This window comes from Brevibacillus sp. 7WMA2 (assembly GCF_010748895.1).
Taxonomy (GTDB): Bacteria; Bacillota; Bacilli; order Brevibacillales; family Brevibacillaceae; genus Brevibacillus_B; species Brevibacillus_B halotolerans.
Window position 1 is genome coordinate 3,932,501 of record NZ_CP048799.1, and the last position, 25,243, is coordinate 3,957,743.

General features: G+C 41.7%; 28 protein-coding genes, 1 rRNA gene and 2 other annotated features (1 of these 31 only partly in view). Of the genes, 28 read left to right on the forward strand and 1 reads right to left on the reverse strand.

Annotated features, from left to right (window positions below; all coding sequences use genetic code 11):
- From GOP56_RS16620 to pssA, 10 genes are all read left to right on the forward strand, one after another.
- Nucleotides 1–368, forward strand: a 23S ribosomal RNA gene (locus GOP56_RS16620); it begins 2,562 nt to the left of the window's first position.
- A 408-nt stretch (nucleotides 369–776) separates the two neighbouring features.
- Nucleotides 777–1,877: an MGDG synthase family glycosyltransferase gene (locus GOP56_RS16625; RefSeq protein ID WP_163246096.1), complete on the forward strand. Its 1,101-nt coding sequence runs from the start codon at nucleotides 777–779 to the stop codon at nucleotides 1,875–1,877.
- Nucleotides 1,878–1,929: 52 nt separating this feature from the next.
- The gene (locus tag GOP56_RS16630; protein ID WP_101667182.1) at nucleotides 1,930–2,601 is read left to right on the forward strand and encodes an HAD family hydrolase; all 672 of its coding nucleotides are present in this window, start codon (nucleotides 1,930–1,932) and stop codon (nucleotides 2,599–2,601) included.
- A 225-nt stretch (nucleotides 2,602–2,826) separates the two neighbouring features.
- On the forward strand, nucleotides 2,827–3,291 hold the full coding sequence (locus GOP56_RS16635) for a CtsR family transcriptional regulator (protein WP_163246097.1): 465 nt from the start codon (nucleotides 2,827–2,829) through the stop codon (nucleotides 3,289–3,291).
- A 77-nt stretch (nucleotides 3,292–3,368) separates the two neighbouring features.
- The gene (locus GOP56_RS16640; RefSeq protein ID WP_022585128.1) at nucleotides 3,369–3,905 is read left to right on the forward strand and encodes a protein-arginine kinase activator protein McsA; all 537 of its coding nucleotides are present in this window, start codon (nucleotides 3,369–3,371) and stop codon (nucleotides 3,903–3,905) included.
- A 26-nt stretch (nucleotides 3,906–3,931) separates the two neighbouring features.
- Entirely contained in the window at nucleotides 3,932–4,996 is a 1,065-nt protein-coding gene (locus GOP56_RS16645; RefSeq protein WP_003345125.1) for a protein-arginine kinase McsB, read from the forward strand.
- A gap of 27 nt (nucleotides 4,997–5,023) precedes the next feature.
- A complete protein-coding gene (locus GOP56_RS16650) occupies nucleotides 5,024–7,486 on the forward strand; it encodes an ATP-dependent Clp protease ATP-binding subunit (protein WP_022585126.1) in 2,463 nt (820 codons plus the stop codon).
- A 191-nt stretch (nucleotides 7,487–7,677) separates the two neighbouring features.
- Nucleotides 7,678–9,042, forward strand: coding sequence for a DNA repair protein RadA (gene radA / locus GOP56_RS16655; protein WP_096888201.1), 1,365 nt, complete (start codon nucleotides 7,678–7,680; stop codon nucleotides 9,040–9,042).
- A gap of 9 nt (nucleotides 9,043–9,051) precedes the next feature.
- Complete coding sequence (gene disA, locus GOP56_RS16660; RefSeq protein ID WP_121473234.1) at nucleotides 9,052–10,098, forward strand: DNA integrity scanning diadenylate cyclase DisA; 1,047 nt, start codon at nucleotides 9,052–9,054, stop codon at nucleotides 10,096–10,098.
- Nucleotides 10,099–10,238: 140 nt separating this feature from the next.
- On the forward strand, nucleotides 10,239–10,958 hold the full coding sequence (pssA, locus tag GOP56_RS16665) for a CDP-diacylglycerol--serine O-phosphatidyltransferase (protein ID WP_003345131.1): 720 nt from the start codon (nucleotides 10,239–10,241) through the stop codon (nucleotides 10,956–10,958).
- A gap of 101 nt (nucleotides 10,959–11,059) precedes the next feature.
- On the opposite strand, the gene GOP56_RS16670 is transcribed toward pssA, so the two are convergent.
- The gene (locus GOP56_RS16670; RefSeq protein WP_003345132.1) at nucleotides 11,060–11,452 is read right to left on the reverse strand and encodes a nucleoside triphosphate pyrophosphohydrolase family protein; all 393 of its coding nucleotides are present in this window, start codon (nucleotides 11,450–11,452) and stop codon (nucleotides 11,060–11,062) included.
- A gap of 307 nt (nucleotides 11,453–11,759) precedes the next feature.
- Between GOP56_RS16670 and GOP56_RS16675 the strand changes: the two genes are divergently transcribed.
- The 18 genes from GOP56_RS16675 (at nucleotide 11,760) to GOP56_RS16760 (ending at nucleotide 24,937) form a co-directional block, all read left to right on the forward strand.
- Nucleotides 11,760–12,851: a PIN/TRAM domain-containing protein gene (locus tag GOP56_RS16675; protein WP_163246098.1), complete on the forward strand. Its 1,092-nt coding sequence runs from the start codon at nucleotides 11,760–11,762 to the stop codon at nucleotides 12,849–12,851.
- Between the two features lie 30 nt (nucleotides 12,852–12,881).
- The gene (ispD, locus tag GOP56_RS16680) at nucleotides 12,882–13,583 is read left to right on the forward strand and encodes a 2-C-methyl-D-erythritol 4-phosphate cytidylyltransferase (protein WP_003333825.1); all 702 of its coding nucleotides are present in this window, start codon (nucleotides 12,882–12,884) and stop codon (nucleotides 13,581–13,583) included.
- On the forward strand, nucleotides 13,580–14,053 hold the full coding sequence (gene ispF / locus GOP56_RS16685; protein ID WP_003333824.1) for a 2-C-methyl-D-erythritol 2,4-cyclodiphosphate synthase: 474 nt from the start codon (nucleotides 13,580–13,582) through the stop codon (nucleotides 14,051–14,053). The genes ispD and ispF overlap by 4 nt, the downstream gene beginning before the upstream one ends.
- A 50-nt stretch (nucleotides 14,054–14,103) precedes the next feature.
- On the forward strand, nucleotides 14,104–15,567 hold the full coding sequence (gltX, locus tag GOP56_RS16690; RefSeq protein WP_163246099.1) for a glutamate--tRNA ligase: 1,464 nt from the start codon (nucleotides 14,104–14,106) through the stop codon (nucleotides 15,565–15,567).
- 17 nt (nucleotides 15,568–15,584) lie between these two features.
- Nucleotides 15,585–15,836 (forward strand) — a binding site (T-box leader).
- Between the two features lie 151 nt (nucleotides 15,837–15,987).
- The gene (cysE, locus tag GOP56_RS16695; RefSeq protein WP_003333821.1) at nucleotides 15,988–16,653 is read left to right on the forward strand and encodes a serine O-acetyltransferase; all 666 of its coding nucleotides are present in this window, start codon (nucleotides 15,988–15,990) and stop codon (nucleotides 16,651–16,653) included.
- On the forward strand, nucleotides 16,634–18,040 hold the full coding sequence (cysS, locus tag GOP56_RS16700; RefSeq protein ID WP_003333820.1) for a cysteine--tRNA ligase: 1,407 nt from the start codon (nucleotides 16,634–16,636) through the stop codon (nucleotides 18,038–18,040). Before cysE ends, cysS begins: the two co-directional genes overlap by 20 nt.
- Before the next feature lie 11 nt (nucleotides 18,041–18,051).
- Nucleotides 18,052–18,459: a Mini-ribonuclease 3 gene (locus GOP56_RS16705; protein ID WP_096888199.1), complete on the forward strand. Its 408-nt coding sequence runs from the start codon at nucleotides 18,052–18,054 to the stop codon at nucleotides 18,457–18,459.
- Nucleotides 18,460–18,464: 5 nt separating this feature from the next.
- On the forward strand, nucleotides 18,465–19,220 hold the full coding sequence (gene rlmB / locus GOP56_RS16710) for a 23S rRNA (guanosine(2251)-2'-O)-methyltransferase RlmB (protein ID WP_003333818.1): 756 nt from the start codon (nucleotides 18,465–18,467) through the stop codon (nucleotides 19,218–19,220).
- 1 nt (nucleotide 19,221) lies between these two features.
- Nucleotides 19,222–19,746: an NYN domain-containing protein gene (locus tag GOP56_RS16715; RefSeq protein ID WP_003333817.1), complete on the forward strand. Its 525-nt coding sequence runs from the start codon at nucleotides 19,222–19,224 to the stop codon at nucleotides 19,744–19,746.
- A gap of 79 nt (nucleotides 19,747–19,825) precedes the next feature.
- Complete coding sequence (gene sigH, locus GOP56_RS16720) at nucleotides 19,826–20,476, forward strand: RNA polymerase sporulation sigma factor SigH (protein WP_003333816.1); 651 nt, start codon at nucleotides 19,826–19,828, stop codon at nucleotides 20,474–20,476.
- A 288-nt stretch (nucleotides 20,477–20,764) separates the two neighbouring features.
- Nucleotides 20,765–20,914: a 50S ribosomal protein L33 gene (gene rpmG / locus GOP56_RS16725; RefSeq protein WP_003333815.1), complete on the forward strand. Its 150-nt coding sequence runs from the start codon at nucleotides 20,765–20,767 to the stop codon at nucleotides 20,912–20,914.
- Nucleotides 20,915–20,943: 29 nt separating this feature from the next.
- Complete coding sequence (secE, locus tag GOP56_RS16730; protein ID WP_003333814.1) at nucleotides 20,944–21,138, forward strand: preprotein translocase subunit SecE; 195 nt, start codon at nucleotides 20,944–20,946, stop codon at nucleotides 21,136–21,138.
- A gap of 48 nt (nucleotides 21,139–21,186) precedes the next feature.
- On the forward strand, nucleotides 21,187–21,723 hold the full coding sequence (gene nusG, locus GOP56_RS16735) for a transcription termination/antitermination protein NusG (RefSeq protein WP_003345138.1): 537 nt from the start codon (nucleotides 21,187–21,189) through the stop codon (nucleotides 21,721–21,723).
- A gap of 169 nt (nucleotides 21,724–21,892) precedes the next feature.
- Entirely contained in the window at nucleotides 21,893–22,318 is a 426-nt protein-coding gene (rplK, locus tag GOP56_RS16740) for a 50S ribosomal protein L11 (RefSeq protein ID WP_003333812.1), read from the forward strand.
- A 98-nt stretch (nucleotides 22,319–22,416) separates the two neighbouring features.
- On the forward strand, nucleotides 22,417–23,100 hold the full coding sequence (rplA, locus tag GOP56_RS16745) for a 50S ribosomal protein L1 (RefSeq protein ID WP_003333811.1): 684 nt from the start codon (nucleotides 22,417–22,419) through the stop codon (nucleotides 23,098–23,100).
- A gap of 48 nt (nucleotides 23,101–23,148) precedes the next feature.
- Nucleotides 23,149–23,297, forward strand: a sequence feature (ribosomal protein L10 leader region).
- Between the two features lie 28 nt (nucleotides 23,298–23,325).
- Complete coding sequence (gene rplJ, locus GOP56_RS16750; RefSeq protein ID WP_068794002.1) at nucleotides 23,326–23,841, forward strand: 50S ribosomal protein L10; 516 nt, start codon at nucleotides 23,326–23,328, stop codon at nucleotides 23,839–23,841.
- A gap of 31 nt (nucleotides 23,842–23,872) precedes the next feature.
- Nucleotides 23,873–24,232, forward strand: a complete 360-nt coding sequence (gene rplL, locus GOP56_RS16755; protein WP_003333809.1) for a 50S ribosomal protein L7/L12 — start codon at nucleotides 23,873–23,875, stop codon at nucleotides 24,230–24,232.
- A 108-nt stretch (nucleotides 24,233–24,340) separates the two neighbouring features.
- Nucleotides 24,341–24,937 carry a class I SAM-dependent methyltransferase gene (locus GOP56_RS16760; RefSeq protein WP_163246100.1) on the forward strand — a complete coding sequence of 199 codons (597 nt, stop codon included), beginning with the start codon at nucleotides 24,341–24,343 and terminating at the stop codon, nucleotides 24,935–24,937.
- The last annotated feature ends 306 nt before the right edge of the window (nucleotides 24,938–25,243 follow it).

Consider the following 25,243-nt stretch of genomic DNA (forward strand, 5'->3'; position numbering starts at 1 on the left):
GTAGGTCCCAAGGGTTGGGCTGTTCGCCCATTAAAGCGGTACGCGAGCTGGGTTCAGAACGTCGTGAGACAGTTCGGTCCCTATCTGTCGCGGGCGTAGGAAGTTTGAGGAGAGCTGTCCTTAGTACGAGAGGACCGGGATGGACGCACCTCTGGTGCACCAGTTGTCACGCCAGTGGCACAGCTGGGTAGCTATGTGCGGACGGGATAAGCGCTGAAAGCATCTAAGCGTGAAGCCCCCTTCAAGATGAGACTTCCCATAGCGCAAGCTAGTAAGACCCCTTATAGACGATGAGGTTGATAGGTTCGGTGTGGAAGTGCAGTAATGCATGGAGCTGACGAATACTAATCGGTCGAGGACTTATCCACATTGCCTTTATGCTGACTTTCATTATCTAGTTTTCAGAGAATGAAGATCATGAATAGATTCTCTCAACAGATTATTGTTGAGAGATTTTTCGTTTTATGAAAAGATTATTTAGATAGAATCATAGTGTATCTTATTGCCGTGTTAAATCGTATTACATAAGAGAACATTAGAACATATATGCACATGAAGATATGACTTAGGTTATAACCAATGGTATGATATGCTAAGGATAAGAATCAAATCCGGCTAAATATACTTTTCCTACATGAATTAGGCCTTCCTCATCTTCGTACCCCAATCATAGGACACCCATTGAAGCCTTACAGAACGTGTAAGGCATACTGGTATGTAAAAAGAATTGGGGGCAAGTGAACTGATGTTGGAATAGACAGCAAAGGAGAGTCGAAATGAAAAAGATACTCATCTTTTCCGCCTCCATTGGCAACGGTCATAACCAGGCTGCTCGTGCGATTCAGGAAGAGTTAAGCGAACTTGGTTATGCTTCTATGGTAATTGACACCCTTGAATATATAAGTCCAACCTTCCATAAAATCTTATTGGAAAGCTATACGAATATATTAAAGCTCTCTCCAAGTGTTTGGGGTAAAATTTATCATAATACAGAGAAAACCAGACTTTTTGATATGAACGTTTTTGTTAATAAGCTACTAGCAAATAATTTAAAACGATTGATTAACAGTGTAGAACCGGATGCTTTTATTGCTACGCATCCATTTGCTAGCTGTATGCTCTCTGTATTAAAGGGACGCAATCAATGGACGGAACCAATTTATACAATTATAACGGATTATACAATTCATCCATCCTGGGTAAATCATCATATTGACCATTATTTTATTGCTAGTGAACAGCTTTTTTACTTAGTTGATCTTTATCATGAAAATCGGCAAAAATTTAAACCAATGGGTATTCCGATTATGCGCAAATTTAGAGAAGAGGTTCATAAACAGGAGCTTCGTGCTAAATTTGAAATTAAGCCAGACCAAAAGGTGTTAATATTGTCCGGTGGTGGATTGGGTTTAGGCCCCATGGATAAAGTATTGCAAGGTCTCGATGCCTTACATATTCCTTTAAAAATTTTCGTCTTAACAGGTCTAAATGAAAAATTATATAGAAGTGTTACAAACCGTTCGTATTCTCATGATGTAGAGGCATTACAATATGTAGATAATTTTCATGAGTATTTAGAAGTAGCCGATGCGATTGTGACAAAATCAGGTGGTCTAACAACTGCTGAGGTATTAAGCAAACGTGTCCCGATGGTTATATTTAATCCATTGCCAGGTCAAGAGGAACGAAATAGTCACTTTTTGTTAAACAATGGCTGTGCTGTCCACGCTACAGAGAGTCGAGATTTGATATACTCAATTGAGCAAGTGCTTTTAGATGAACAAAAGTCTAAAGCAATGCGACAACATGCAGAGATGATTGCACGTCCGTTTGCCGCTTATGACATTGCTGCATTTATTAAGCAAGATATGCAGTAGATGAGTGAGTTCTATGAAAATCGGTCTAACAACACGATATTGAGGTGGTAGAGTGAGCATACAGCATGCCGTTATTTTTGATATGGATGGTACTTTATTACAGACAGAGTCTATGGCTATTCCAGGTTTTAGACGCACCTTTCAAGATTTACGAGATCGCCAGCTATGGGATGGTGAACTTCCTGATGATCGTGCAATTACTAATACTCTGGGCATGGTTCTAGATGAAATATGGGATGTACTGCTACCGGAAGCAGATGAAAAGACAAGAGAACTGGCTACGGAGTTATTAGCTAAGCATGAAGAGAAATTATTGGATGAAGGTGTTGTTTCCCTGTATCCGGGAGTGGTAGAACAACTAACAGCACTGCACGAGAAGGGAATTGCGCTTTTTGTAGCATCTAATGCCATGGACGGTTATGTCGAAGCAATATGTGAGCACTTTAACATCACGCATCTTTTTACTGATCTATACTCAGCCGGACGTTTCCAAACCGAGTCAAAAGTAGATCTAGTAGCCCTTCTTCTAAAAACATACGATATTAAGCAGGCAGTCATGGTAGGAGATCGTAAGTCAGATGTTGAGGCAGGTAAAAAAAATCATTTATGGACAATAGGCTGTGATTTTGGATTTGCTGATTCTGGTGAGTTGAAAAACGCAGATGTAGTCATTCAAGGCTATGCGGAATTACTTCAACAAGTACCATTTTATCAATCTAAATAAACAGGTAAAAGTGAACCACCTTTTTGAAGGTGGTTTTTTTGATTGATGCAGGTTGAAATAGACCTTTTTTGACCAAAATAAAGGAGTAAGGGAAATAAGGGTTGAAAGTAAATAAAAAAGTAATTATAATAAAAGTCAAAGATAGTCAAAGTCAAATTGACTAACTAAAAAATCAATTTTAACGCCCTTAGTTTCACTCATATTCTTAGGCAAGGAGGCGACACTTTGCGAAATATATCGGACATCATTGAGCGGCATTTAAAGAACATACTGCAGGAGAGTCCGAATGGAGCTATTGAAATTCAGCGGAGTGATATTGCCGAAAAGTTTCAATGTGTACCGTCCCAAATTAATTACGTCATTAACACTCGTTTCTCTATTGAAAAAGGATATATTGTTGAAAGTAAACGTGGCGGTGGAGGCTTTATCCGGATTCGAAAGGCACAAATTTTGTGTAAGGATACATTACAGGAGCTTTTGACGGAAGAAATGATTGGGGATAGTATAACTCAATCATACGGTTACTCTATCATTGATCGATTGGTGGAAGAAAGATGGATTAGTTTACGAGAAGCCACCTTAATGAAGGTAGCCACCTCAAGACAGGTGCTGATGGTTAATACATCTTTACGAGATCAGCTAAGAGCTAGTATCTTAAAGCATATGATTACATCGATTCTCATAACATAGAAGTTACACCTTTGCAAAAAATAGAATTAACCCTAAAAGTCTGGTTGTACCGATTGACTTGTAAGGAGGTTCTTATTATGAATTGTGAAGAGTGCGGCAAACGTCCCGCAACCTTACATCTTACCAAAATCGTAAATGGTGAAAAGTCTGAGACGCACATTTGCGAGCAATGTGCCAAGGAAAAAGGCGAATATTTCTCAGGCTTTGGTAATTTTGGTCTAAATAATTTATTGGCTGGTCTATTAAATTTTGACCCAATGAACAAAGGTGTCAGCAATCAACAGATGAACCAAAATACAGTTTCTCCGCTTACGCGTTGCGAAACTTGCGGATTAACCTATACACAATTTAGCAAGAGTGGTCGTTTTGGTTGCAGTGATTGTTATAACCATTTTGGAGCTAAACTTGACCCGCTTTTTAGAAGAATTCATGGAAATACCCAGCATATGGGAAAAGTACCTGAACGTACAGGTAGCCAATTAAAGATAAAAAAGGATTTACAGCAACTAAAAACTGCTCTTCAACAGCATATTGCTACAGAGGAGTTTGAAAAGGCAGCGGAAATTAGAGACCGTATTCGTGCATTGGAACAAAAGATTGAACAATCCAAGTGAATAAATGGTGGAGGTGAACATCAAGTATGTCCCTACAGCGTTTTACCCAGCACCCATGGAGTAATTGGATGAAAGGCGAGGGTCCTGATTCTGATATTGTTATTAGTACGCGGTTGCGAATCGCTAGGAACCTACGTCAGCATCCTTTTCCACTCTTAGCTACTGACTCACAAGCAGAAGAGGTCGTACGTAAAGTAAAAGAAGTAATCGATTCGTCTTCTATGAAGAAGAAAGGCGCCTTCGAACTGTTGTCCATGGAGGACATGAAGCCTCTCGAAAAGAGAGTGCTGGTAGAAAAACATCTTATCAGCCCCAATTTGGCAGAGGAATCCAGAAAAGGTGCCGTCATTTTAAGTGAGGACGAATCCATCAGTGTATTGGTCAATGAAGAAGATCATCTACGTATTCAGGTTTTCTTGCCAGGTTTTCAATTACGGGAAGCCTGGGAAAAAGGAAGCAAGATGGATGATATCTTCGAAAAACAAGTCAATTATGCTTTTGATGAAAAACGAGGCTATTTAACTAGTTGTCCTACAAACGTAGGTACTGGTATACGTGCTTCTGTCATGTTACATTTACCGGCACTTGTGATGACCCAGCAGATTAATCGAATTTTGCAGGCAATTACTCAGGTAGGCTTGGTTGTTCGCGGTTTGTATGGGGAAGGAAGCGAAGCTGTTGGCAACCTCTTTCAACTTTCCAATCAAGTGACACTCGGTATGTCGGAAGCAGATATTATTTCAAATCTATACAGCGTCGCAAGCCAAATTATTGAACAAGAGCGAGAAGCGCGACAGTATTTGCAAGAGCATAGTCGCATATCTATTGAGGATAAGATTTTTCGTTCTTATGGGATTTTGACTCATGCCAGAACGGTCGAATCAAAAGAAGCGGCTCAGCGCTTATCTGATGTACGCTTGGGAATAGATTTGGGTTATTTACAAGCATGCAGCCCATTTGTTGTAAATGAACTGTTAGTTAGCACACAACCCGGTTTTTTACAATATGATGCGGGACAGAAATTAACAGCAGAACAACGAGATGAGCGCAGAGCTTATGTCATTCGAGAACGACTAAAATGCAATTCATAAGAGAAGAGTAATGGAGGTGCTTATACTATGATGTTTGGACGATTTACAGAGCGTGCACAAAAAGTATTAGCTTTAGCATTGGAAGAGGCAGTTCGTTTAGGTCACAAAGATATTGGAACCGAACATGTTCTTTTAGGTCTGATCCGAGAGGGAGAAGGAATTGCGGCAAAAGCACTTCAAGCACTCGGTCTCGGACTTGATAAAATTCAAAATGAAGTGGAATCTTTAATCGGTCGTGCTCCTGAACAACCGGCAAACACGACGAATTATACACCAAACTACACCCCACGAGCTAAGAAAGTAATTGAGCTGTCCATGGACGAAGCTCGCAAGCTTGGTCATACGTACGTGGGAACCGAACATATTTTGTTAGGTCTAATTCGCGAGGGAGAGGGAATTGCTGCGCGAATTATGAACAACTTAGGCATTAGCCTAAATAAAGCACGTCAACAGGTATTGCAATTATTGGGCAGCTCAGAAATGATGTCATCTCATCAGCCTTCTGGAAGCAACGCATCGGCAAATACTCCTACTTTAGATGGATTAGCACGGGACTTGACGGCTATTGCTAAAGAAGGTTCACTTGATCCGGTGATCGGTCGTCAGAAGGAAATTGAACGTGTGATTCAGGTATTGAGCAGACGGACAAAGAATAACCCCGTATTAATTGGTGAACCGGGTGTTGGTAAGACAGCGATAGCTGAGGGTCTAGCCCAAAAAATTGTTAATAATGAGATTCCAGAAACATTGCGTGATAAACGTGTCATGACCTTAGATATGGGTACAGTGGTAGCCGGCACCAAATATCGTGGAGAATTCGAGGATCGTCTGAAAAAAATTATGGATGAAATTCGCCAAGCAGGAAATATAATTTTGTTCATTGACGAGTTGCATACATTAATTGGAGCAGGTGGGGCTGAGGGAGCAATTGATGCATCCAATATTCTTAAACCAGCACTTGCTCGCGGCGAGCTACAATGTGTCGGTGCTACCACGCTGGATGAGTATCGTAAATACATTGAGAAGGATGCCGCGCTCGAACGCCGCTTCCAACCCATTCAAGTAGATGAACCGACTCCTGAAGATGCGATTAAAATCTTAAGCGGTTTACGTGATCGTTATGAAGCTCATCATCGTGTAAAAATTACAGATGAAGCTATTAATCAGGCGGTAAAAATGTCAGATCGTTATATAACGGATCGCTTTTTGCCAGATAAAGCTATTGATTTAATTGACGAGGCAGCTTCCAAGGTTCGCCTGCAATCCTTTACCGTACCACCTAACCTAAAAGAGCTAGAAGCACGATTAGAAGAGGTTCGCAAAGAAAAGGACGCAGCCGTACAATCTCAGGAATTTGAAGAAGCTGCAGCGTTAAGAGATAAGGAACAAAAACTACGCGAGGAGCTCGATTCCACGAAGAAGGATTGGAAAGAGAGACAAGGAAAACTAAACATGGAGGTTACTCAGGAGGATATCGCTCATGTGGTAGCTAACTGGACTGGTATTCCTGTTTTAAAATTGAAGGAAGAAGAAACAGAACGTCTATTAAAAATGGAAGATATTCTACACGACCGAGTTATTGGACAGGACGAGGCTGTTAAATCAGTTGCCCGTGCAGTACGTCGCGCTCGTGCTGGCTTAAAAGATCCAAAGCGTCCAATTGGTTCGTTTATCTTCTTAGGCCCTACAGGGGTAGGTAAAACAGAATTAGCTCGTGCTGTGGCTGAAACATTATTCGGTGATGAAGATGCCATGATCCGTGTAGACATGTCCGAGTACATGGAGAAGCACACCACGGCCCGTCTAGTCGGTGCGCCTCCAGGATATGTGGGTTATGATGAAGGCGGTCAATTGACAGAAAAGGTTCGCCGTAAACCATACTCAGTTATTTTGCTAGATGAAATTGAAAAGGCACATCCAGATGTCTTTAATATTTTATTACAAGTGCTTGATGATGGAAGATTAACAGATTCTAAAGGACGGACAGTTGATTTCCGCAATACGGTAGTCATCATGACATCCAATGTGGGTGCAAGCATGATTAGGAAAAATAGCTCCCTTGGCTTTACTACAAATGATTCTGAAAAGAAATATCAAGATATGAAAGATAAAGTCATGGATGAATTGAAACGTAGCTTCCGTCCAGAGTTCCTGAACCGTATCGACGAAATTATTGTGTTCCACTCTCTAGAACAGGAGCATATTGAAAAAATCGTTACCTTGATGACCGAGGACTTGCGCAAACGCCTAGTCGAACAGGAGATTGATTTCAAACTAAGCGAAGAGGCTAAGAAAATTCTCGCTAAAGAGGGCTTTGATCCCGCCTATGGTGCACGACCTCTACGTCGGGCAATTCAACGAAATATTGAAGACCGCTTATCTGAGGAATTGCTCAAGGGAACGATCACAAAAGGAGATACCGTTCAAATTGATGCGGAAGACGGCAAATTAACGGTAAAACGCTTGGAACAAGTAAAAGTAACAAAATAAACAAATCCTGAAGCAAAACATGGTATAATTTCAGGAGAAAGCAGTACGTATCCCCGAAGATGATTCGGGGATATTTTTTATACATCTAGCATACATGTAAGGTGATATAAAAATGCTGTCCATTAGCAGGATTTAACAGTAGTTGCACGAACAACAAGTAGAATGAATTTATAGATACGGGAGTATGTTATATGTCAAAAGTAAAAACAAAGTTTGTGTGTCAGGAATGCGGGTACGAAAGTCCTAAATGGCTGGGCAAATGCCCAGGCTGTAATAATTGGAATACAATGGTTGAGGAATTAGAGCGTAAACAAGCCGGTGGTAGAGATCGTGGTATGTCCACTAAACAAAAGGCACAGCCCATCACAGAGGTCATAAGTGAGGAGGAACCACGGTTAGATACCACCTTAGGTGAATTAAACCGTGTCTTAGGTGGCGGTTTAGTTTTGGGATCGTTGGTGCTTGTTGGGGGAGATCCGGGGATCGGAAAGTCTACCTTACTTCTCCAAACTTCCTTTGCTCTTGCCCATCAGAATAATAAAGTGTTGTATATCTCCGGTGAGGAGTCTGTTAAACAAATTAAAATGCGAGCTGATCGGCTTGGTGTACAAACATCAAATCTGCTAGTAGTGACGGAGACTGATTTGGAGCAGGTGGAGGAGCAGATCACGTTTGTCGACCCTGATGTGGTCATTATTGACTCAATCCAAACCATTTTTCATCCTGCTGTCACATCCGCAGCAGGGAGTGTAGCTCAAGTCCGAGAGTGTACCAGCCATCTGATGCGAATAGCAAAAAGTAAAGGTATCGCTATCTTTATTGTCGGACATGTTACAAAAGAAGGAGCAATCGCTGGACCGCGTATGCTTGAGCATATGGTTGATGCTGTTCTTTACTTTGAAGGAGATCGACATAATACCTTCCGTATTTTACGAGCGGTTAAAAATCGATTTGGTTCTACAAATGAAATGGGTATTTTTGAAATGAAAGAAAAAGGGCTAGCTGAAGTAGAAAACCCATCTGAGCTATTCTTAGCGGAACGACCAATTGGAGTTGCTGGATCAACGGTAGTAGCAAGTATGGAAGGAACTCGCCCCGTGCTTGTTGAACTACAGGCATTAGTTTCCCCAACCAGCTTTGCTACTCCTCGTCGCATGGCAACAGGGGTAGACCATCAGCGAATCGCTATGATTATGGCAGTTTTGGAGAAACGAGTAGGCTTAATGCTACAAAATCAAGATGCCTATGTAAACGTAGCAGGTGGGGTTCGGTTAGATGAGCCTGCTATTGACTTAGCGATTGCGGTAAGCATTGCTAGTAGTTTTCGAGATCATTCAACGAACCCATATGATGTAGTGATTGGAGAAATAGGTTTAACAGGCGAAGTCCGCGGTGTTTCACGAATTGAGCAACGTATACGCGAAGCGGAAAAACTGGGCTTTAAGCGGGTCATTATTCCAGAGAGAAGCATACGAGGACTAGATAAGCCTGCTGGGATTGAGGTAATTGGTGTGAAAAATGTGGAGGAAGCTTTGCAATATGCATTAAGGGGGTAGCTATATTTGATGTTGGATGCTTTGCGTTTTGTCGCTCCAGGCACGCCTTTTCGTGAGGGTCTGGAAAACGTTCTACATGCCAAAACAGGCGCTTTAATTGTTGTGGGATGTAGTCCACAGATGAAAAACATCATTGACGGTGGTTTTTTTATTGACTGTGAGTTTACTCCAGCCCATTTATATGAATTGGCCAAAATGGATGGAGCTATTATTGTCAGCGAGGACGCTAAGCGGATTTTATATGCCAACACACAGCTATTGCCCAGTGGGGCTGTTGTTTCGAATGAAACGGGAACAAGGCATCGTACAGCCGATCGTACAGCGCGATTAACGAACCATTTGGTTATTGCCATTTCGCAAAGGCGCAATGTCATTACGTTATACCAAGGAACTCAGCGCTATGTTATTAAAGATATTAGCGTTATTTTGGCGAAAACGAATCAAGCACTGCAAACTTTGGAAAGATATAAGATGGTATTAGAGCAGGGGCTTACGAATCTAAGTGCGTTAGAATTTGAACAATTAGTCACTGTTCATGAAATTGTATCGGTTATGCAACGGATTGAGATGGTTATCCGTATAAAGTTAGAGATGAAAAAATATATCCTGGAATTAGGTACGGAGGGTCGATTAATTACTCTACAGCTAGAAGAGCTTGTGTTCAATGTGGAGCAAGAGGCAGAGTTACTCATTTTAGACTATGCAAAAGATGATAAGGTGGATACTAAGCAAGTCTTAAACGAAATGAGTAAGCTAAGTCCAGAGGAATTAATGGATCCAAGTGTCTTTCTTCGACTATTGGGGTATATAAATATGAATAAGCTGTCGGACGAGATAGTAATGACACGTGGATATCGATTGCTTAGCAAAATATCTAGACTTCCTTCCACTGTGATTTGCAATCTCATTTGCCACTTTGGTAATCTACACTTCATTATGATGGCTACTATCGAGGAATTGGACGACGTAGAAGGAATTGGTGAGATTAGAGCGCGTGCCATTAAGGACGGATTGAAAAGAATCCAGGAACAAGTGTTCATTGACAGGCACATTTAGTTCTATTAGTATGAAGGAATTATGCTACGGTTTTCTTTTTAAAGTCAACAGGTATAAATTACCCCCTTTTTCTACTCTTACCAATTATGATTAGCCGTAGGGATAGAATATCGCGGGATGATAATTAACGGAGGTAGACTATGATTGTGAAAGCATTGCCGAACATGCTCACTCTAGGCAACCTATTTTTAGGTATAGTAGCAATGATATTGGCATTTAACGATTATGTTGATTTCGCAGCCATTACAGTAATCGTCGGTATGCTGTTGGACGGTTTGGATGGGCGTGTAGCACGTATGTTAAATGCACAAAGTGAATTTGGAAAAGAATTGGACTCATTATCGGACGTTATATCTTTTGGGGTCGCACCGGCCTTTATCATGTATGTAGTTGCATTGCAGGAAATCAGTGTAGTAGGTATTATCATCACGGCTCTTTTCCCCATTTGTGGAGCTTGTCGTTTAGCACGCTTTAATGTACAAGCGGGTGTTCCTGGTTACTTTATCGGCTTGCCTATTACGGCTGCTGGTGGTGTACTAGCTACACTGGCATTATTTCATGAAGTATTTCCAACAACCATCTTGGCACTTGGGATGCTGATGCTTGCTTACCTTATGGTATCTCGCGTTAAATACCCGAACTTCAAAAAAGTAGGGATTCCGAAGTCAGCATATTGGATTGCTCCCATCATCATCGTTGGTGTGATTGTTATTGCGATTATGTTCCCGAATCAAATTTCCAAACTGGTATTTGTGCCACTCGCACTATATGCTTTGTATGGGATAAAAAAAAACGTTGAATATTTTATTCGCAAGGTAAGAAAAAGAGAATCGCAAGAAGAGAAAAAGCATTATCTATAACTTGATAGGATCAAACAACAACCCCCCGTTTAACGCAAACGGGGGGTTGCAACTTTCTTGCCGGTTCATCCGTAGTATAGAGAGAACAGAACAATTGGATGCTAGGAGAGATTAAAAACTCCTAACGTATTGAGTCGATCTGTTTCAACTTCGAGTACTTTGGATAAGGAAATATCAGTGACGTTGCAAAGGGCAGCCAAGTAAAACAAGTTTTTTCCAATTTCAGCGGTTAGGATATCCCGGCAGTGCTCACAAAGCTGTCCCGAAAAATGCGTGTCTAGATGAGGTTGGTTATCGTGTAAGGAACTTGCTGGATCAAAAGCTTGCTTTAAGGCAGTAATCTCCACGCATCCACAATCAGTTACTGCTTTCGTCAAGGCCCGGTTTGTTCGAGCGCCGGACTCCTGCAGCTTAGACATGACATCTAAAATACTCCGATGTCTAATCAGTAGGTTGGAAACTTGTTCTTGAAAATCCTTGATTTCACTAGACAATAGTATTCACCTCTGTTCTCTGATGAGGGGGAGTCAGAAAATTCTATTCACTTGATTATGGTTTATTATAGAAACTCCATAATCCATCTGTCAAACCTTAGAATTTTTGCTGGCTTTTTCAAATTTATGTTTTTTTGATTGACGTATATGTTTAAGCTGTGTTAAAATTTCCGGCTATTTGACACTATAAAAAATATTTTGTTATAGTGAGGGGAAAGAGATATGAGACAAACCATTCAAATCATTTGCAGGAGACTAGGTTTTTTTGTTAGATCTTCTGTCTATATTAATAAGAGGAGGTGAGCCTATGTTAAAACGAATCTGTAAGTTTTTCTTTGTTATCATTGGTGGAGGACTGGGGTATCAGTTTGGGCCTGCATTTTTCTCATTTTTGAATGATTTGCTCAATTTTGGAGAAGTTCCACGTCCAGCATACATTGGGGCTTTACTAGGGGTGATTTTGTTTTACCTATTGGCAAATACGTTGGTGGATTATTTGGTGAATGCAATCCGCTGGGGTGAAGAAAGGCTATTGACACTCCCTATTACTGATGTCATGTTTGGAGCCTTGGGTTTGATTATCGGACTTATCGTTGCCTTTTTATTATTCCTACCGATCAATAGTATACCTGTCCCAGTTCTCGGTGATTTCTTACCACTTCTTGTTTCCGGTTTGCTTGGTTACTTAGGCTTTCAGGTGGGATTTCGTAAAAGAGACGAAATTATGGCGGTATTTTCTATAGGTCGCAAGGAGAAAAGCAAAAAGGAAAGCGGAGGCATTGGTGCCAACGTTGAGCATAAAGTTCTGGATACTAGCGTCATTATCGACGGTCGCATTGCTGATATCTGTCGCACCGGCTTTATCGAGGGAGCGCTTGTTATCCCAGGGTTCGTACTTGAAGAATTACAACATATTGCTGATTCGTCTGATGCACTAAAAAGAAACCGTGGTCGCAGAGGTTTGGACATTCTAAACAAAATTCAAAAAGAATTAAAAGTTAATGTTCAAATTTATGAAGGAGATTTTGAAGAGATTGCGGAAGTGGATAGTAAATTAATTAAGCTAGCAAAGGTCCTTAATGGTAAAGTGGTTACCAATGACTTCAACTTAAATAAGGTCTGTGAATTGCAAGGTGTTCCAGTTCTTAATATCAATGATTTGGCCAATGCGGTTAAACCTGTGGTCCTGCCGGGTGAAGAATTACATGTGCAGGTAATTAAAGACGGAAAAGAGTACGGTCAAGGTGTAGCTTATCTTGATGACGGTACTATGATCGTAGTAGAAGGCGGCCGTGATTATATTGGGTTAGAGATTGATGTGCTGGTAACCAGCGTGCTACAGACATCGGCAGGCCGCATGATCTTCGCGAAGCCAAAGATGCTGGAGAAGGCATTGTAGCGCATTGATAACATAATGGAGAGGGTACGTGTGGAAACAAGCGTGGTGATTGTTGCCGCTGGAAAAGGGAAACGAATGAAAGTTGGTAAGAATAAGATATGGTTGCATTTACAGCATAAGCCGATTTTTCAGCATACGGTTGAAGCTTTCATTCAACATCCGGGAATTTCCGAGGTGGTTCTGGTGATAAATGAACAAGATTACGAGGATATGGATCGATGGCGAAAGAGCATGCCATATTCAGTGATCTTGGCTATAGGTGGTGCAGAGCGTCAAGATAGTGTGCGAAATGGACTTGAAGCTCTATCAAAGAGCTGTACGCATGTATTAATCCATGATGCAGCAAGACCTTTTATCACAGCTGAGCAAATTTCTGGAATCATAACCAAATTAAAAGATCATCAGGCAGTTGTTGTAGCGGTTCCTGTAAAGGATACGATTAAAATCGTAGGTCCAGATGGAATCGTGCAAGCAACCCCGGCACGCGAGAGCTTGTGGGCGGTTCAGACCCCACAAGCTTTTCCACTTTCACTCGTAAAAGAAGCGCACCAGTTTGCACTTGAACAGGGAAAAGCAGGAACAGATGATGCGATGCTCGTAGAAATGCTTGGATACCCAGTTACAATTGTTGATGGTAGCTATGAAAACATCAAGGTGACAACTCCTGATGATCTCTGGTTTGGGGAAGAGATTATGAAGAGGCGTTTGGAAGAGAGGAAGAGGAGAAAATGAGGATCGGACAAGGTTTCGATGTACATCAACTAGTTGAAGGCAGGCCCTGCATCATTGGCGGTGTAACGATTCCATATGAAAAAGGTTTATTAGGACACTCAGATGCAGATGTACTATTACATACGGTTTCTGATGCACTTCTTGGCGCGATTGGAGAGGGAGACATTGGACGGCATTTCCCTGATACTGATCCAGCTTTTAAGGATGCCGATAGTTTAGAGCTACTCATCCATGTATGGAATTTGGTAAAAGAGCGAGGATATCAATTAGGAAATGTTGATGCTACGATCATCGCACAAGCGCCTAAAATGGCACCATATATTCCGCAGATGCGTGAAGTAATTGCTAAAGCGCTTGATGCGGATACTGCTCAGGTGAATATTAAAGCAACTACAACTGAAAAATTAGGCTTTACTGGACGTGGCGAGGGTATCGCTGCACAGGCTGTATGTTTGCTTGTCAATGCGTAAGTCTAGTAGTATCATAAGTTTGGAAGAGATGGGATAAGGATGGTGTCATCATGACAAAGGAAGTTCGTTTGCGCTATGCTCCGAGTCCAACCGGTCATTTGCATATTGGCGGTGCTCGTACAGCGCTATTTAATTATTTGTATGCACGTCGTTTAGGCGGAAAATTTATTGTGCGCATCGAGGATACAGATCAAGTGCGCAATGTGGAAAATGCCGCAGAGAAACAAATGGAAAACTTGAAGTGGCTCGGTGTCGAGTGGGATGAGGGCGATGACATTGGTGGCCCATATGGCCCATATCGTTGCATGGACCGCTTGGATATTTATAAAGGATATGTTGAACAATTATTAAAAGAGGGTAAAGCATATTACTGTTATGCAACAAAGGAAGAGCTCGATGCAGAACGCGAAGAGCAGCTTGCACGTAATGAAACCCCTCGTATTTTAGAAAAGCACCGCCATACAACACCAGAACAAAAAGCTGCCTATGAAAAAGAAGGACGAGTTCCTTCTGTTCATTTCATTATGCCAGAAAATCGTTCTTATACAGTAAACGATCTTGTTCGTGGTGAAGTAACCTTTGATTCAAATGAAATGGGCGGAGATTTCGTTATCTGTCGTCCAGATGGCATCCCAACCTATAACTTTGCGGTTGTAATCGATGACCATCTCATGAAAATCAGTCATGTTGTTCGAGGAGAAGAGCATCTATCCAACACCCCTCGTCAATTGATGATCTATGAAGCATTCGGTTGGGAAGCACCTCAATTTGCTCACTTAGCCCTTATTTTAAATCAAGAGGGTAAAAAGATGAGTAAACGCGATGAAAGCATTATTCAGTTCATTGAACAATATCGCGATATGGGCTACTTGCCAGAAGCTATTGTGAATTTCCTTGTGTTATTAGGATGGTCTCCAGGTGGGGAACAAGAGATCTTCTCATTAAAAGAGTTGAGCGAGCGATTTAGCTTCGATCGAGTTAGCAAATCCCCGGCTGTATTTGACAGCACCAAAATGAATTGGATGAATAATCATTATCTCAAAGCTAAATCAGTGGATGAGATCGTGGACATGTGTATTCCTCATCTTCAAGAAGCGGGCTTCTTAGAAGAATTGACTACTGAACGTAGAGAATGGGCAAAACAAATCGTAGCGCTATATCAAGAGCAGATGTCTTATTGCGCACAGATTGTACCTCTTTCCGCTCTCTTTTTCTTGGAAGAAGTAGTGTATGAAGAGGATGCCAAGGCAGTATTAAAAGAACCTCAAGTAAAAGAAGTACTTGTGAGCTTTAAGGAGCACATTGAATCTGCAGATGAATATAGTGTAGAAACAATTAATGCTTCTTTAAAGGCAGTCCAAAAAGCAACTGGATATAAGGGAAAAGCACTATTTATGCCAGTACGTGTTTCCATTACAGGTCAGGCGCACGGACGTGATCTTGGCCAATCCATTTACTTAATTGGCCGCGAAAAAGTATTGGCACGTCTACAGCAAGTGATTTCTAGTCTATAATAAAAACAACATAGATTTTGCATGCGTTGAACAGGAGAAGTACAAGAAAGAGGATTCAATAGAGAGAACGGGATAGGTGGAAGCCGTTTGTAGACTCTTCTTGGAAATGCACCTGGGAGCAACCAATTGAACACAATGTCTATTGCAAGTAGATTGGTCGGGGGACCCGCCGATAAAGGGTATTGAGCGAGATGGACTCTAGTCTTCTTTGGGGTAGAGTTTGATTCATCTAAGCAGAGTGGAACCACGGTAAAAACACCGTCTCTGCGTCTATATAGGCGTAAGAGGCGGTGTTTTTTGCATTCATCTGAGAAAAGCAACATCCTGCCCTGCTGAAGCCTTGTCAAAACGTAAAGCCTGCTTCGTTTACGATGAAACGTTAAGAAACCGGTGGTCAGGCAAAAGAATAGGGGGAGTCCCATGTTTGCTAGGATGAAGGAAGACATACAGATCGTGTTTGAGCGTGACCCTGCTGCACGGAGTACGTGGGAAGTGGTGCTAACTTATGCAGGGCTTCATGCCATTTGGGGACACCGAGTGGCGAATAGCTTATGGAAAAGAGGATGGAAAACCTCAGCTCGTTTCGTTTCTCAAATCACGCGCTTTTTTACAGGAATCGAGATACATCCAGGAGCAACGATTGGTCGGAGAATGTTTATTGACCATGGAGCGGGTGTTGTAATTGGGGAAACTTGTGAGATTGGCGATGATGTAACCATATATCAAGGGGTTACCCTTGGAGGTACAGGGAAAGAAAAAGGAAAGCGTCATCCGACGGTAGGAAACAATGTTATTATTGCCTCCGGAGCAAAGGTGCTCGGTTCATTTAAAATTGGAGATTACTCTAAAATTGGAGCGGGCTCTGTCGTCCTCCAGCCTGTACCTTCCCACTCAACAGTAGTTGGGATTCCGGGCCGTATTAAGGTGCAAAATGGTCAAAAGGTAGAATGTGATTTGGACCATGTTAATTTACCAGACCCGATATTAGAAATGATTCGGGATATGCAAAAGGAAATTGCTCAATTAAAGGTGGAGCTTGATCAAGTTAAAAAGGAGAAATCAAATAATGAGCATACGCTTATATAACACGATGTCACGCGAAAAAGAGACCTTTGTCCCGTTAGAGGAAGGCAAAGTGAAAATGTATGTTTGCGGCCCAACCGTTTATAATTATATTCATATAGGAAATGCGCGTCCTGCCATCGTATTTGATACATTGCGCCGCTATTTGGCATACAAAGGCTATGAGGTTACATTTGTACAAAATATCACCGATGTAGATGACAAACTCATTCGCAAAGCAAATGAAGAGCAGACAACAGTGGCCGAATTGGCTGACCGCTATACGGTAGCATATAATCAGGATCTACAGGGAGTAAATGTCCTGCCACCTGATATTCAACCGCGAGTTATGAATACGATTCCAGAAATTATTTCCTTTATTGAAGGGTTAATTGAAAAAGGGTTTGCCTACGAGAGTGAGGGCGATGTCTATTTCCGCACTAATCGCTTTAACGAGTATGGCAAACTATCTCATCAGCCCCTAGATGATTTGCAAGCAGGGGCACGCATTGAAGTAAATGAAAAGAAAGAGAACCCGCTTGACTTTGCCTTGTGGAAAGCGGCTAAGCCTCAAGAAATTTCTTGGGAGAGCCCTTGGGGAGCGGGTCGTCCTGGCTGGCATATTGAGTGCTCTGCGATGGCCCTTCGCTTCTTAGGAGAGTCCATTGATATTCATGCAGGTGGAACAGATCTTACTTTCCCTCACCATGAAAATGAAATTGCACAGTCAGAGTGCTTTACAGGCAAACCGTTCGCTCGATACTGGATGCATAACGCAATGCTTAATATCGACAACGAAAAGATGTCTAAGTCCTTGGGCAATTTTTTATTAGCACGCGACCTGATTGCAAAATACACTGGTCAACTCATTCGCTTTTTCATGCTAAGCGGCCATTATCGCAGTCCGATTAATTTTAGCGATGAAATGCTGGAGCAAGCAGCTAATGGATTAGATCGGATTAAAAATGCATATGTAAATCTAGGGCATCGTCTCAATACGGCGCGCGAAGAAGAGCCAAATGGCTTAGCACAGGAGCAAGCGCAGTTAATTGAGAGCTTGCGTAAGCGTTTTGAGGAAGAGATGGATGATGATTTAAATACTGCTAATGGAATTACGGTATTGTTTGACATCGCCAAGGAAGCTAATCTATATACGCGTCATGATAACGTAGGGGCTACGGAAATCAAGGCTTACCGTCAGTTGCTAGAAGAGCTAAGTTCTGTATTAGGGTTAATTTTGCAGGAAGAGGCTACGTTACTAGATGAAGAGATTGAGCTTTTAATAGCAGAACGCACAGAAGCTCGAAAGGCTCGAAACTTTGCTCGTTCTGATGAAATCCGCGATCAACTACAAGAGATGGGAATTATCCTTGAAGATACACCACAGGGTATTCGCTGGCGTCGAAAATAAGGAGCAATAACATGATAATAGAAAGAGATACACTAGCCCGTGATCCTAAACTTATTAATCCGCTAGTGCTCGCCTATTTAGGGGATGCTACGTACGCTCATTACGTGCGCTGTCATTTGATAACGCAAGGGATTGCAAAACCAAATCTGCTGCATAAAACGGCAAACCGCTATGTGGCTGCAAAAGCGCAGGCGACTATCCTGCACCATCTCCTTCCTTCTTTGACGGAGGAGGAGGTGGCGCAAGTAAAGCGGGGAAGAAATGCTAAATCGGGATCGAGTGCCAAGAATGCTAACATTGTTGATTATCGGCATGCTACAGCATTTGAAGCCTTGATCGGTTATTTATATTTGAATGGTGAAGACAAGCGATTGCAGGAGATTATTCAACAAGCGTTTGCGATCGTGGAAGGAGAATAAATGAAATGAATGAAGAGTGGATTTTGGGTAAAAACCCCGTTATCGAAGCTTTGCGCTCAGGACGTACTATTAATAAGATATGGATGGCAGAAGGTGCTAATAAAAACCAGATGGGGCCTATCTTCACGCTAGCAAAGGAGCTTGGAGTGGTGATTACCACGGCTAACCGAAAGAAGCTGGATCAATTGGTTAACTCAGATAACCATCAAGGAGTTATTGCTTCAGTAGCGGCGTACGACTATGTGGAGATAGATGATATTTTGGCTAAGGCAGAAGAGAGAAATGAAGTACCTTTTGTCATTATTTTAGATGAGCTGGAAGATCCGCATAATTTAGGCTCGATTCTGCGAACTGCTGATGCGGTTGGAGCGCATGGCGTCATTATACCAAAACGCCGATCTGTTTCTTTGACAGCGACCGTTGCGAAAGCATCTGCTGGAGCGATTGAATATGTACCGGTTGCCCGTGTGACCAATATTGTACGTGCCATGGAGGAACTAAAGGAAAAGGGCTTCTGGATTGGTGGTACAGATGCGGCAGGAAAACAGGATTTCCGAGAAGGGGATTATACCATGCCGTTTGCTTTGGTAATTGGTAGTGAGGGGAAGGGAATGAGTCGTCTTGTACGCGAGAATTGCGACTTCCTTTACCGTTTACCGATGGCTGGACAAGTTACTTCGCTGAATGCTTCGGTTGCGGCGGCTATTCTAATGTATGAGGTATATCGAGGACGAAACCCACTCTTACCTAGAGGAAAATGAAATGGCTAAAAGAAAGAGCAAGCAACTGCTCATTGTAGATGGCTATAACATTATTGGGGCTTGGCCACAGTTGCGCGTCTTAAAGGATCAGGATCAGATGGATGAGGCGCGCGACATCCTCATTTCTCAATTAGCTGAATACCAAAGCTACTCAGGAATCAAAGTCATTGTAGTTTTTGATGCCTATAAAATACCGGGAATTGGAAAAAAACAGGAAGATTTTAAGATTGAGGTTTATTTTACGAAGAAAAAAGAGACGGCTGACGAAAAAATTGAACGACTAGTTCATGAATTTTTCGAGAAAAATCGACAAATATATGTAGCTACATCCGACTATACCTCGCAGCGGGTCATTTTTGGACAGGGAGCTCTGCGGAAATCGGCACGAGAGCTGTTATTAGAAGTAGAAAATGCCCAAAAGGAAATCAATCAAACAGTAAAAGAAACAAATGAAGACCAGTATTTTTCACGGATTCCGTTAAATGATGAAATAGCGAAAATCTTCGAAAAATGGAGAAGAGAGTAAAACGCATTTGGTTGACGCTATTTTATCGATTCATGTATAATAACACTATCTTATGTAACCAGGTGTCGGAGGGATAATAGTGAGTGTTGACCTCAAGGAGTTGAAACATACTCAATATGATCTGATGTCCGACGAAGAAGTAGTAGAGTTAGTACGAGAGAACGATGCTGAGGCCCTAGAATACCTGATCAATAAGTACAAAAATTTCGTACGGGCCAAAGCTCGTTCTTATTTTTTGATCGGGGCGGACCGTGAAGATATTGTACAGGAGGGCATGATTGGCCTATACAAATCTATACGGGATTTTAGAGGGGACAAGCTCACTTCGTTTAAGGCATTTGCCGAGTTATGCATTACCCGTCAAATCATTACAGCGATAAAGACGGCAACAAGGCAGAAGCACATTCCTCTTAACTCTTACGTATCGTTGGACAAGCCCATCTATGATGAGGATTCGGATCGAACATTGCTTGACGTGATTTGTGGAACAAAGGTAACTGATCCTGAAGAGCTGTTTATTAATCGAGAAGAATTTGACGACATTGAAGGCAAAATGAGTGAAATTCTTAGCGATTTGGAACGTCAGGTACTGATGCTTTATCTGGATGGACGTTCCTATCAACAGATCGCAGTTGAGTTGGATCGCCATGTAAAGTCTATCGACAATGCATTGCAACGAGTGAAACGGAAGTTGGAACGATATCTAGAAGGTAGAGAAGTGCAACTGTAATTTGGAGTTTTACAAGATTGTCTATAGCATGTATTCGGCTATAAACGCAAAAATCCTGTTTTTTGTCGAATTATATTCAAGGAAAAATTAGTTAGAACGATAGTGTATAAAATTGTCAAGGCATTTCGTTGACATTATGCTAGCTGATGTGATAAATTTGTTTGGTAGCCATAGAGTAGATTCTATGGTTACTTCTATGAACATACGGAAAAAAGTAGCGGTTTTTCCCGAGTTTATTTGGGTTGTAGTTATAGTCTTTAGGTAACAGAAAAGATGGAGGTGGCAATGATGCGAGTAAACATTACATTAGCGTGCACCGATTGCGGTGATCGTAACTATATCAGCACGAAGAACAAGCGTACGAACCCTGAGCGCATCGAAAAGAAGAAGTATTGCTCCCGTGATAAAAAGCACACAGTTCATCGTGAAACTAAATAATGATGAACGAAAAGTCTGGAGGTAGCAATATGAATATCTTTTCCAGAACAGGTTCGTTTTTAAAAGATGTTGTCTCTGAATTGAAAAAAGTCCGCTGGCCGAATCGCAAAGAGCTGGTTAGCTATACAACAGTCGTTGTGCTTGCGATTACGTTCTTAGCGGTATTTATGTTTGTGGTGGACTTTGGAATTTCAGAGCTAATCGGTCTTATTATTAAGAAGTAGGTAATATTCGGGTCTTAGGAGGGACGGACGTCTAACGTCCTCGTGGATATGGAAAAAGCGTGGTATGTCGTTCATACTTACTCTGGGTATGAAAACAAGGTTAAAGCGAATCTGGAAAAACGTGTTGAGTCTATGGGCATGGAAGACAAAATCTTTCGGGTGCTTGTTCCTACTGAGGAAGAAGTAGAGAATAAAGACGGTAAAAAACGCACAGTTACCAAAAAGGTATTTCCTGGATACGTGCTTGTTGAAATGGTTATGACGGACGATTCATGGTATGTCGTGCGGAATACCCCAGGGGTCACGGGTTTTGTCGGATCCACTGGAGCTGGTTCCAAACCAACAGCGTTGCTTCCTGAAGAAGCGGATACAATTCTCAAAACAATGGGATTTGAAGCGCCGAAAGTTAGGATCGATTTTGAGCTTCGCGACATGGTTACTGTAAAGGATGGTCCTTTCACAGGTCGTGATGGAGAAATCATTGAAATTCTGGCCGACAAACAAAAAATTCGCGTGCTATTGGATATTTTCGGTCGCGAGACACCAGTTGAATTAGATTATACACAAGTTGAAAAAATGGATTAAGAACTCATCTTGAAAAGTATCGTGTCATATGATACAGTTCTTGATGATTCTAGAATCTGCAGACGAATGCGGTTCTCAATCTCACTACTGATTGACTTATATGGTTTTTTGGTAGAGTGGGAGGGGCGAGTACCCCGCATTACCACACACGAAGAAGGAGGTGTATTACGTGGCTAAGAAGGTAATCCGCGTAATTAAACTACAAATTCCAGCAGGTAAGGCAAACCCTGCACCTCCAGTAGGTCCGGCACTCGGTCAAGCTGGGGTTAATATCATGGGCTTCTGTAAAGAATTTAACGCTCGTACAGAGAGTGAAGCAGGAATGATCATTCCAGTAGAAATTACTGTATTTGAAGATCGTTCTTTCACATTCATTACAAAAACTCCACCGGCAGCAGTTTTGTTGAAAAAAGCAGCAGGAATCGAGTCTGGTTCTGGCGTGCCTAACAAAACAAAAGTTGCTACTTTGAAACGTGATAAAGTTCGTGATATCGCGATCTTGAAACAACCGGATCTAAACGCAGCTTCTGTTGAAGCAGCTATGCGTATGGTTGAAGGTACTGCCCGTTCTATGGGTATCGTAATCGAAGACTAATTTGTCTTTGATTGCTTGTTAAGGGTGAGTAACAAGCTTTGGAACTCACCCTGTGGGAGGATTAAACCGCTACGACCACATTGAAGGGAGATTTGCAAATGCCTAAGCATGGTAAAAAATATCTAGAAGCTACAAAGCAGATCGATAAGACTAAAGTTTATCCTGTAACTGAAGCGATCGAGCTAGTGAAAAACGTAGCTTCTGCTAAATTTGATGAAACAGTTGAGGCAGCATTCCGTTTGGGTGTAGATCCAAAACGTGCTGACCAACAAATTCGTGGTGCTGTTGTATTGCCACACGGTACTGGTAAAGTACAACGTGTTCTTGTATTTGCTAGAGGTGAAAAAGCGAAAGAAGCTGAAGCAGCTGGAGCAGATTATGTAGGCGATGCAGACATGCTTGCTAAAATCCAAGGTGGATGGTTTGAGTTCGACGTTATCGTTGCTACTCCAGACATGATGGGTGAAGTAGGTAAATTGGGTCGCGTATTAGGTCCTAAAGGTCTAATGCCAAACCCTAAAACTGGAACTGTAACATTCGATGTTACAAAAGCAGTTAATGAAATCAAAGCTGGTAAGATCGAATACCGTGTAGAAAAAGGTGGTATCATCCACGCTCCTATCGGTAAAGTATCCTTTGATGTTCAAAAACTAACTGAAAACCTTGCGGCTCTGACAGATGCGCTTAACCGTGCAAAACCAGCAGCAGCTAAAGGTATTTACATGAAGAGCGTATCTATCAGCTCCACTATGGGTCCTGGTGTACGCGTTGATGTAAAATAATTACAGTTGACTTCTACTAGAGAAGTTGATAATATATAACCTGTTGTTAAAGAGAATATTGTCATGCTGCAGACAGAGGGTGCAATGAACCGAATGGTAAGTTGCTTAATTTCCTTCCGAGGTGTGTACTGTTAATAGATTAGCTCTGTTGATATGTGCCCTCGCGAACGTCTGCGAGGGCATTTTCAATTTACATTAGGATTGATTGCACGGGAGGTGTAACAAATGGCAGAAATTCGTCCAACTGTTATCCGTGAAGAGAAAGCACAAGTTATCAGCGAAATCGCTACTAAGTTACGCGAAAGCCAAACAATTGTAGTAGCTGACTATCGTGGTCTTACAGTTGCTCAGGTAACTGAACTTCGTAAACAATTGCGTGAAGCTGGCATTGAATTTAAAGTATACAAAAATACTTTGGCTCGTTTAGCTACAGCTCAAGAAAACTTGAGCGATTTGGACCAATACCTTTTGGGACCAAACGTAATTGCTTTCTCCAAAGATGACGTGATTGCTCCTGCGAAGATCATCGCTGACTTCGCAAAGAAAAATGAAGCACTTGAAATCAAAGGTGGAGTTATTGAAGGTAAAGTAGTAGGCGATGCTGAAATCAAAGCACTTGCTGCACTACCATCTCGCGAAGGCTTGTTGTCTATGCTTCTCAGCGTACTACAAGCACCAGTTCGCAACTTCGCGCTTGCGGTTAAAGCTGTTTCCGAACAAAAAGAAGGCCAAGGTGCCTAATTCGTTATAAGAAAGATTGGAGGACAATAAAATGAATCATGAACAAATTTTAGAAGCTATCAAAGGTATGTCCGTTCTTGAATTGAACGATCTAGTAAAAGCAATCGAAGAAGAGTTTGGTGTAACTGCTGCAGCTCCTGTAGCTGTTATGGCTGGTGGCGCTGAAGCAGCTGCTGAGCAAACTGAGTTCACTGTTAACCTAGTTAGCGGCGGAGCTTCCAAAATCAACGTAATCAAAGTTGTTCGCGAAATCACTGGTCTTGGCTTGAAAGAAGCTAAAGACTTGGTAGATAACGCTCCTAAAGCTCTTAAAGAAGGCGTTTCTAAAGACGAAGCTGAAGGCATGAAAGCTAAGCTTGAAGAAGCAGGTGCAACTGTAGAAGTTAAGTAATTCTTCTACTGTCTATAGAAAAATCCCCCTTACCTATAAAGGTTGGGGGATTTCTGCTATCTAGGCTTATTTCATTTTAATGAATTGCTTGGGAAAGGAGGCAAGAGGATGAGTGATCATTATTACACAAACCGACCACAATCGGCACATGAGGAAGCTGAATTTGATTTTGAGATGCGTGGAAAAACCTATCACTTTACTACCGATAGTGGTGTTTTTTCTCGGGAACGAATTGATTTTGGGAGCGTGCTCTTAATAGAAACCATGCAGTTTTCGGAACGTGCACGCGTTCTTGATGTAGGCTGTGGCTACGGTCCGATAGGTTTTGCAGCTGCATCGATAGCTAACAAGGGTCTCGTTACCATGATTGATATAAATGAACGAGCAGTAGCGCTTGCGAAACGGAATGCAGAGCGAAATGGTATTTCCAATGTGGAGATTATGGCCAGTGACCTTTACGAACAAGTAGAGGGTAGAGAGTTTGATGTTATCTTAACCAATCCTCCCATCCGAGCTGGAAAAGAGACGGTGCATCACATTTTCACGGAAGGCTATAAGCTTTTAGCGCCTGATGGTGAGATGTGGGTTGTTATTCAAAAAAAGCAAGGCGCACCATCTGCAATTAAAAAATTAGAAGAATATTTTCGAGAGGTAGAAACTGTCGAAAAAAGCAAGGGTTATTTTATCATTCGAGCAAAAAAATGACCAAATCTCCTTGACGAGGCATTTTCCTTATGTTAACATTATAAAATGTCAATATGGGTTAAATGTCTAAACTGAGCGATTCCTGATTTGTCAATACCTTTTTATGCTGATTTTTTAGCGTTGAGGGTTAAAGCTGTAAAAGGTTGGGAATTCTTTTAGAATAGAGTTTTTTATCAAAAATGAGGTTAAATGGTTAACCCATTTTTATTTTTGTGTCTTCAGCGTCTGGTGTTATATTACTAGATGCTTTCCGTTTTCCTAAATATTAAGAGGGAAGACATGTTGCGGTCAACATCTAATAAAGGA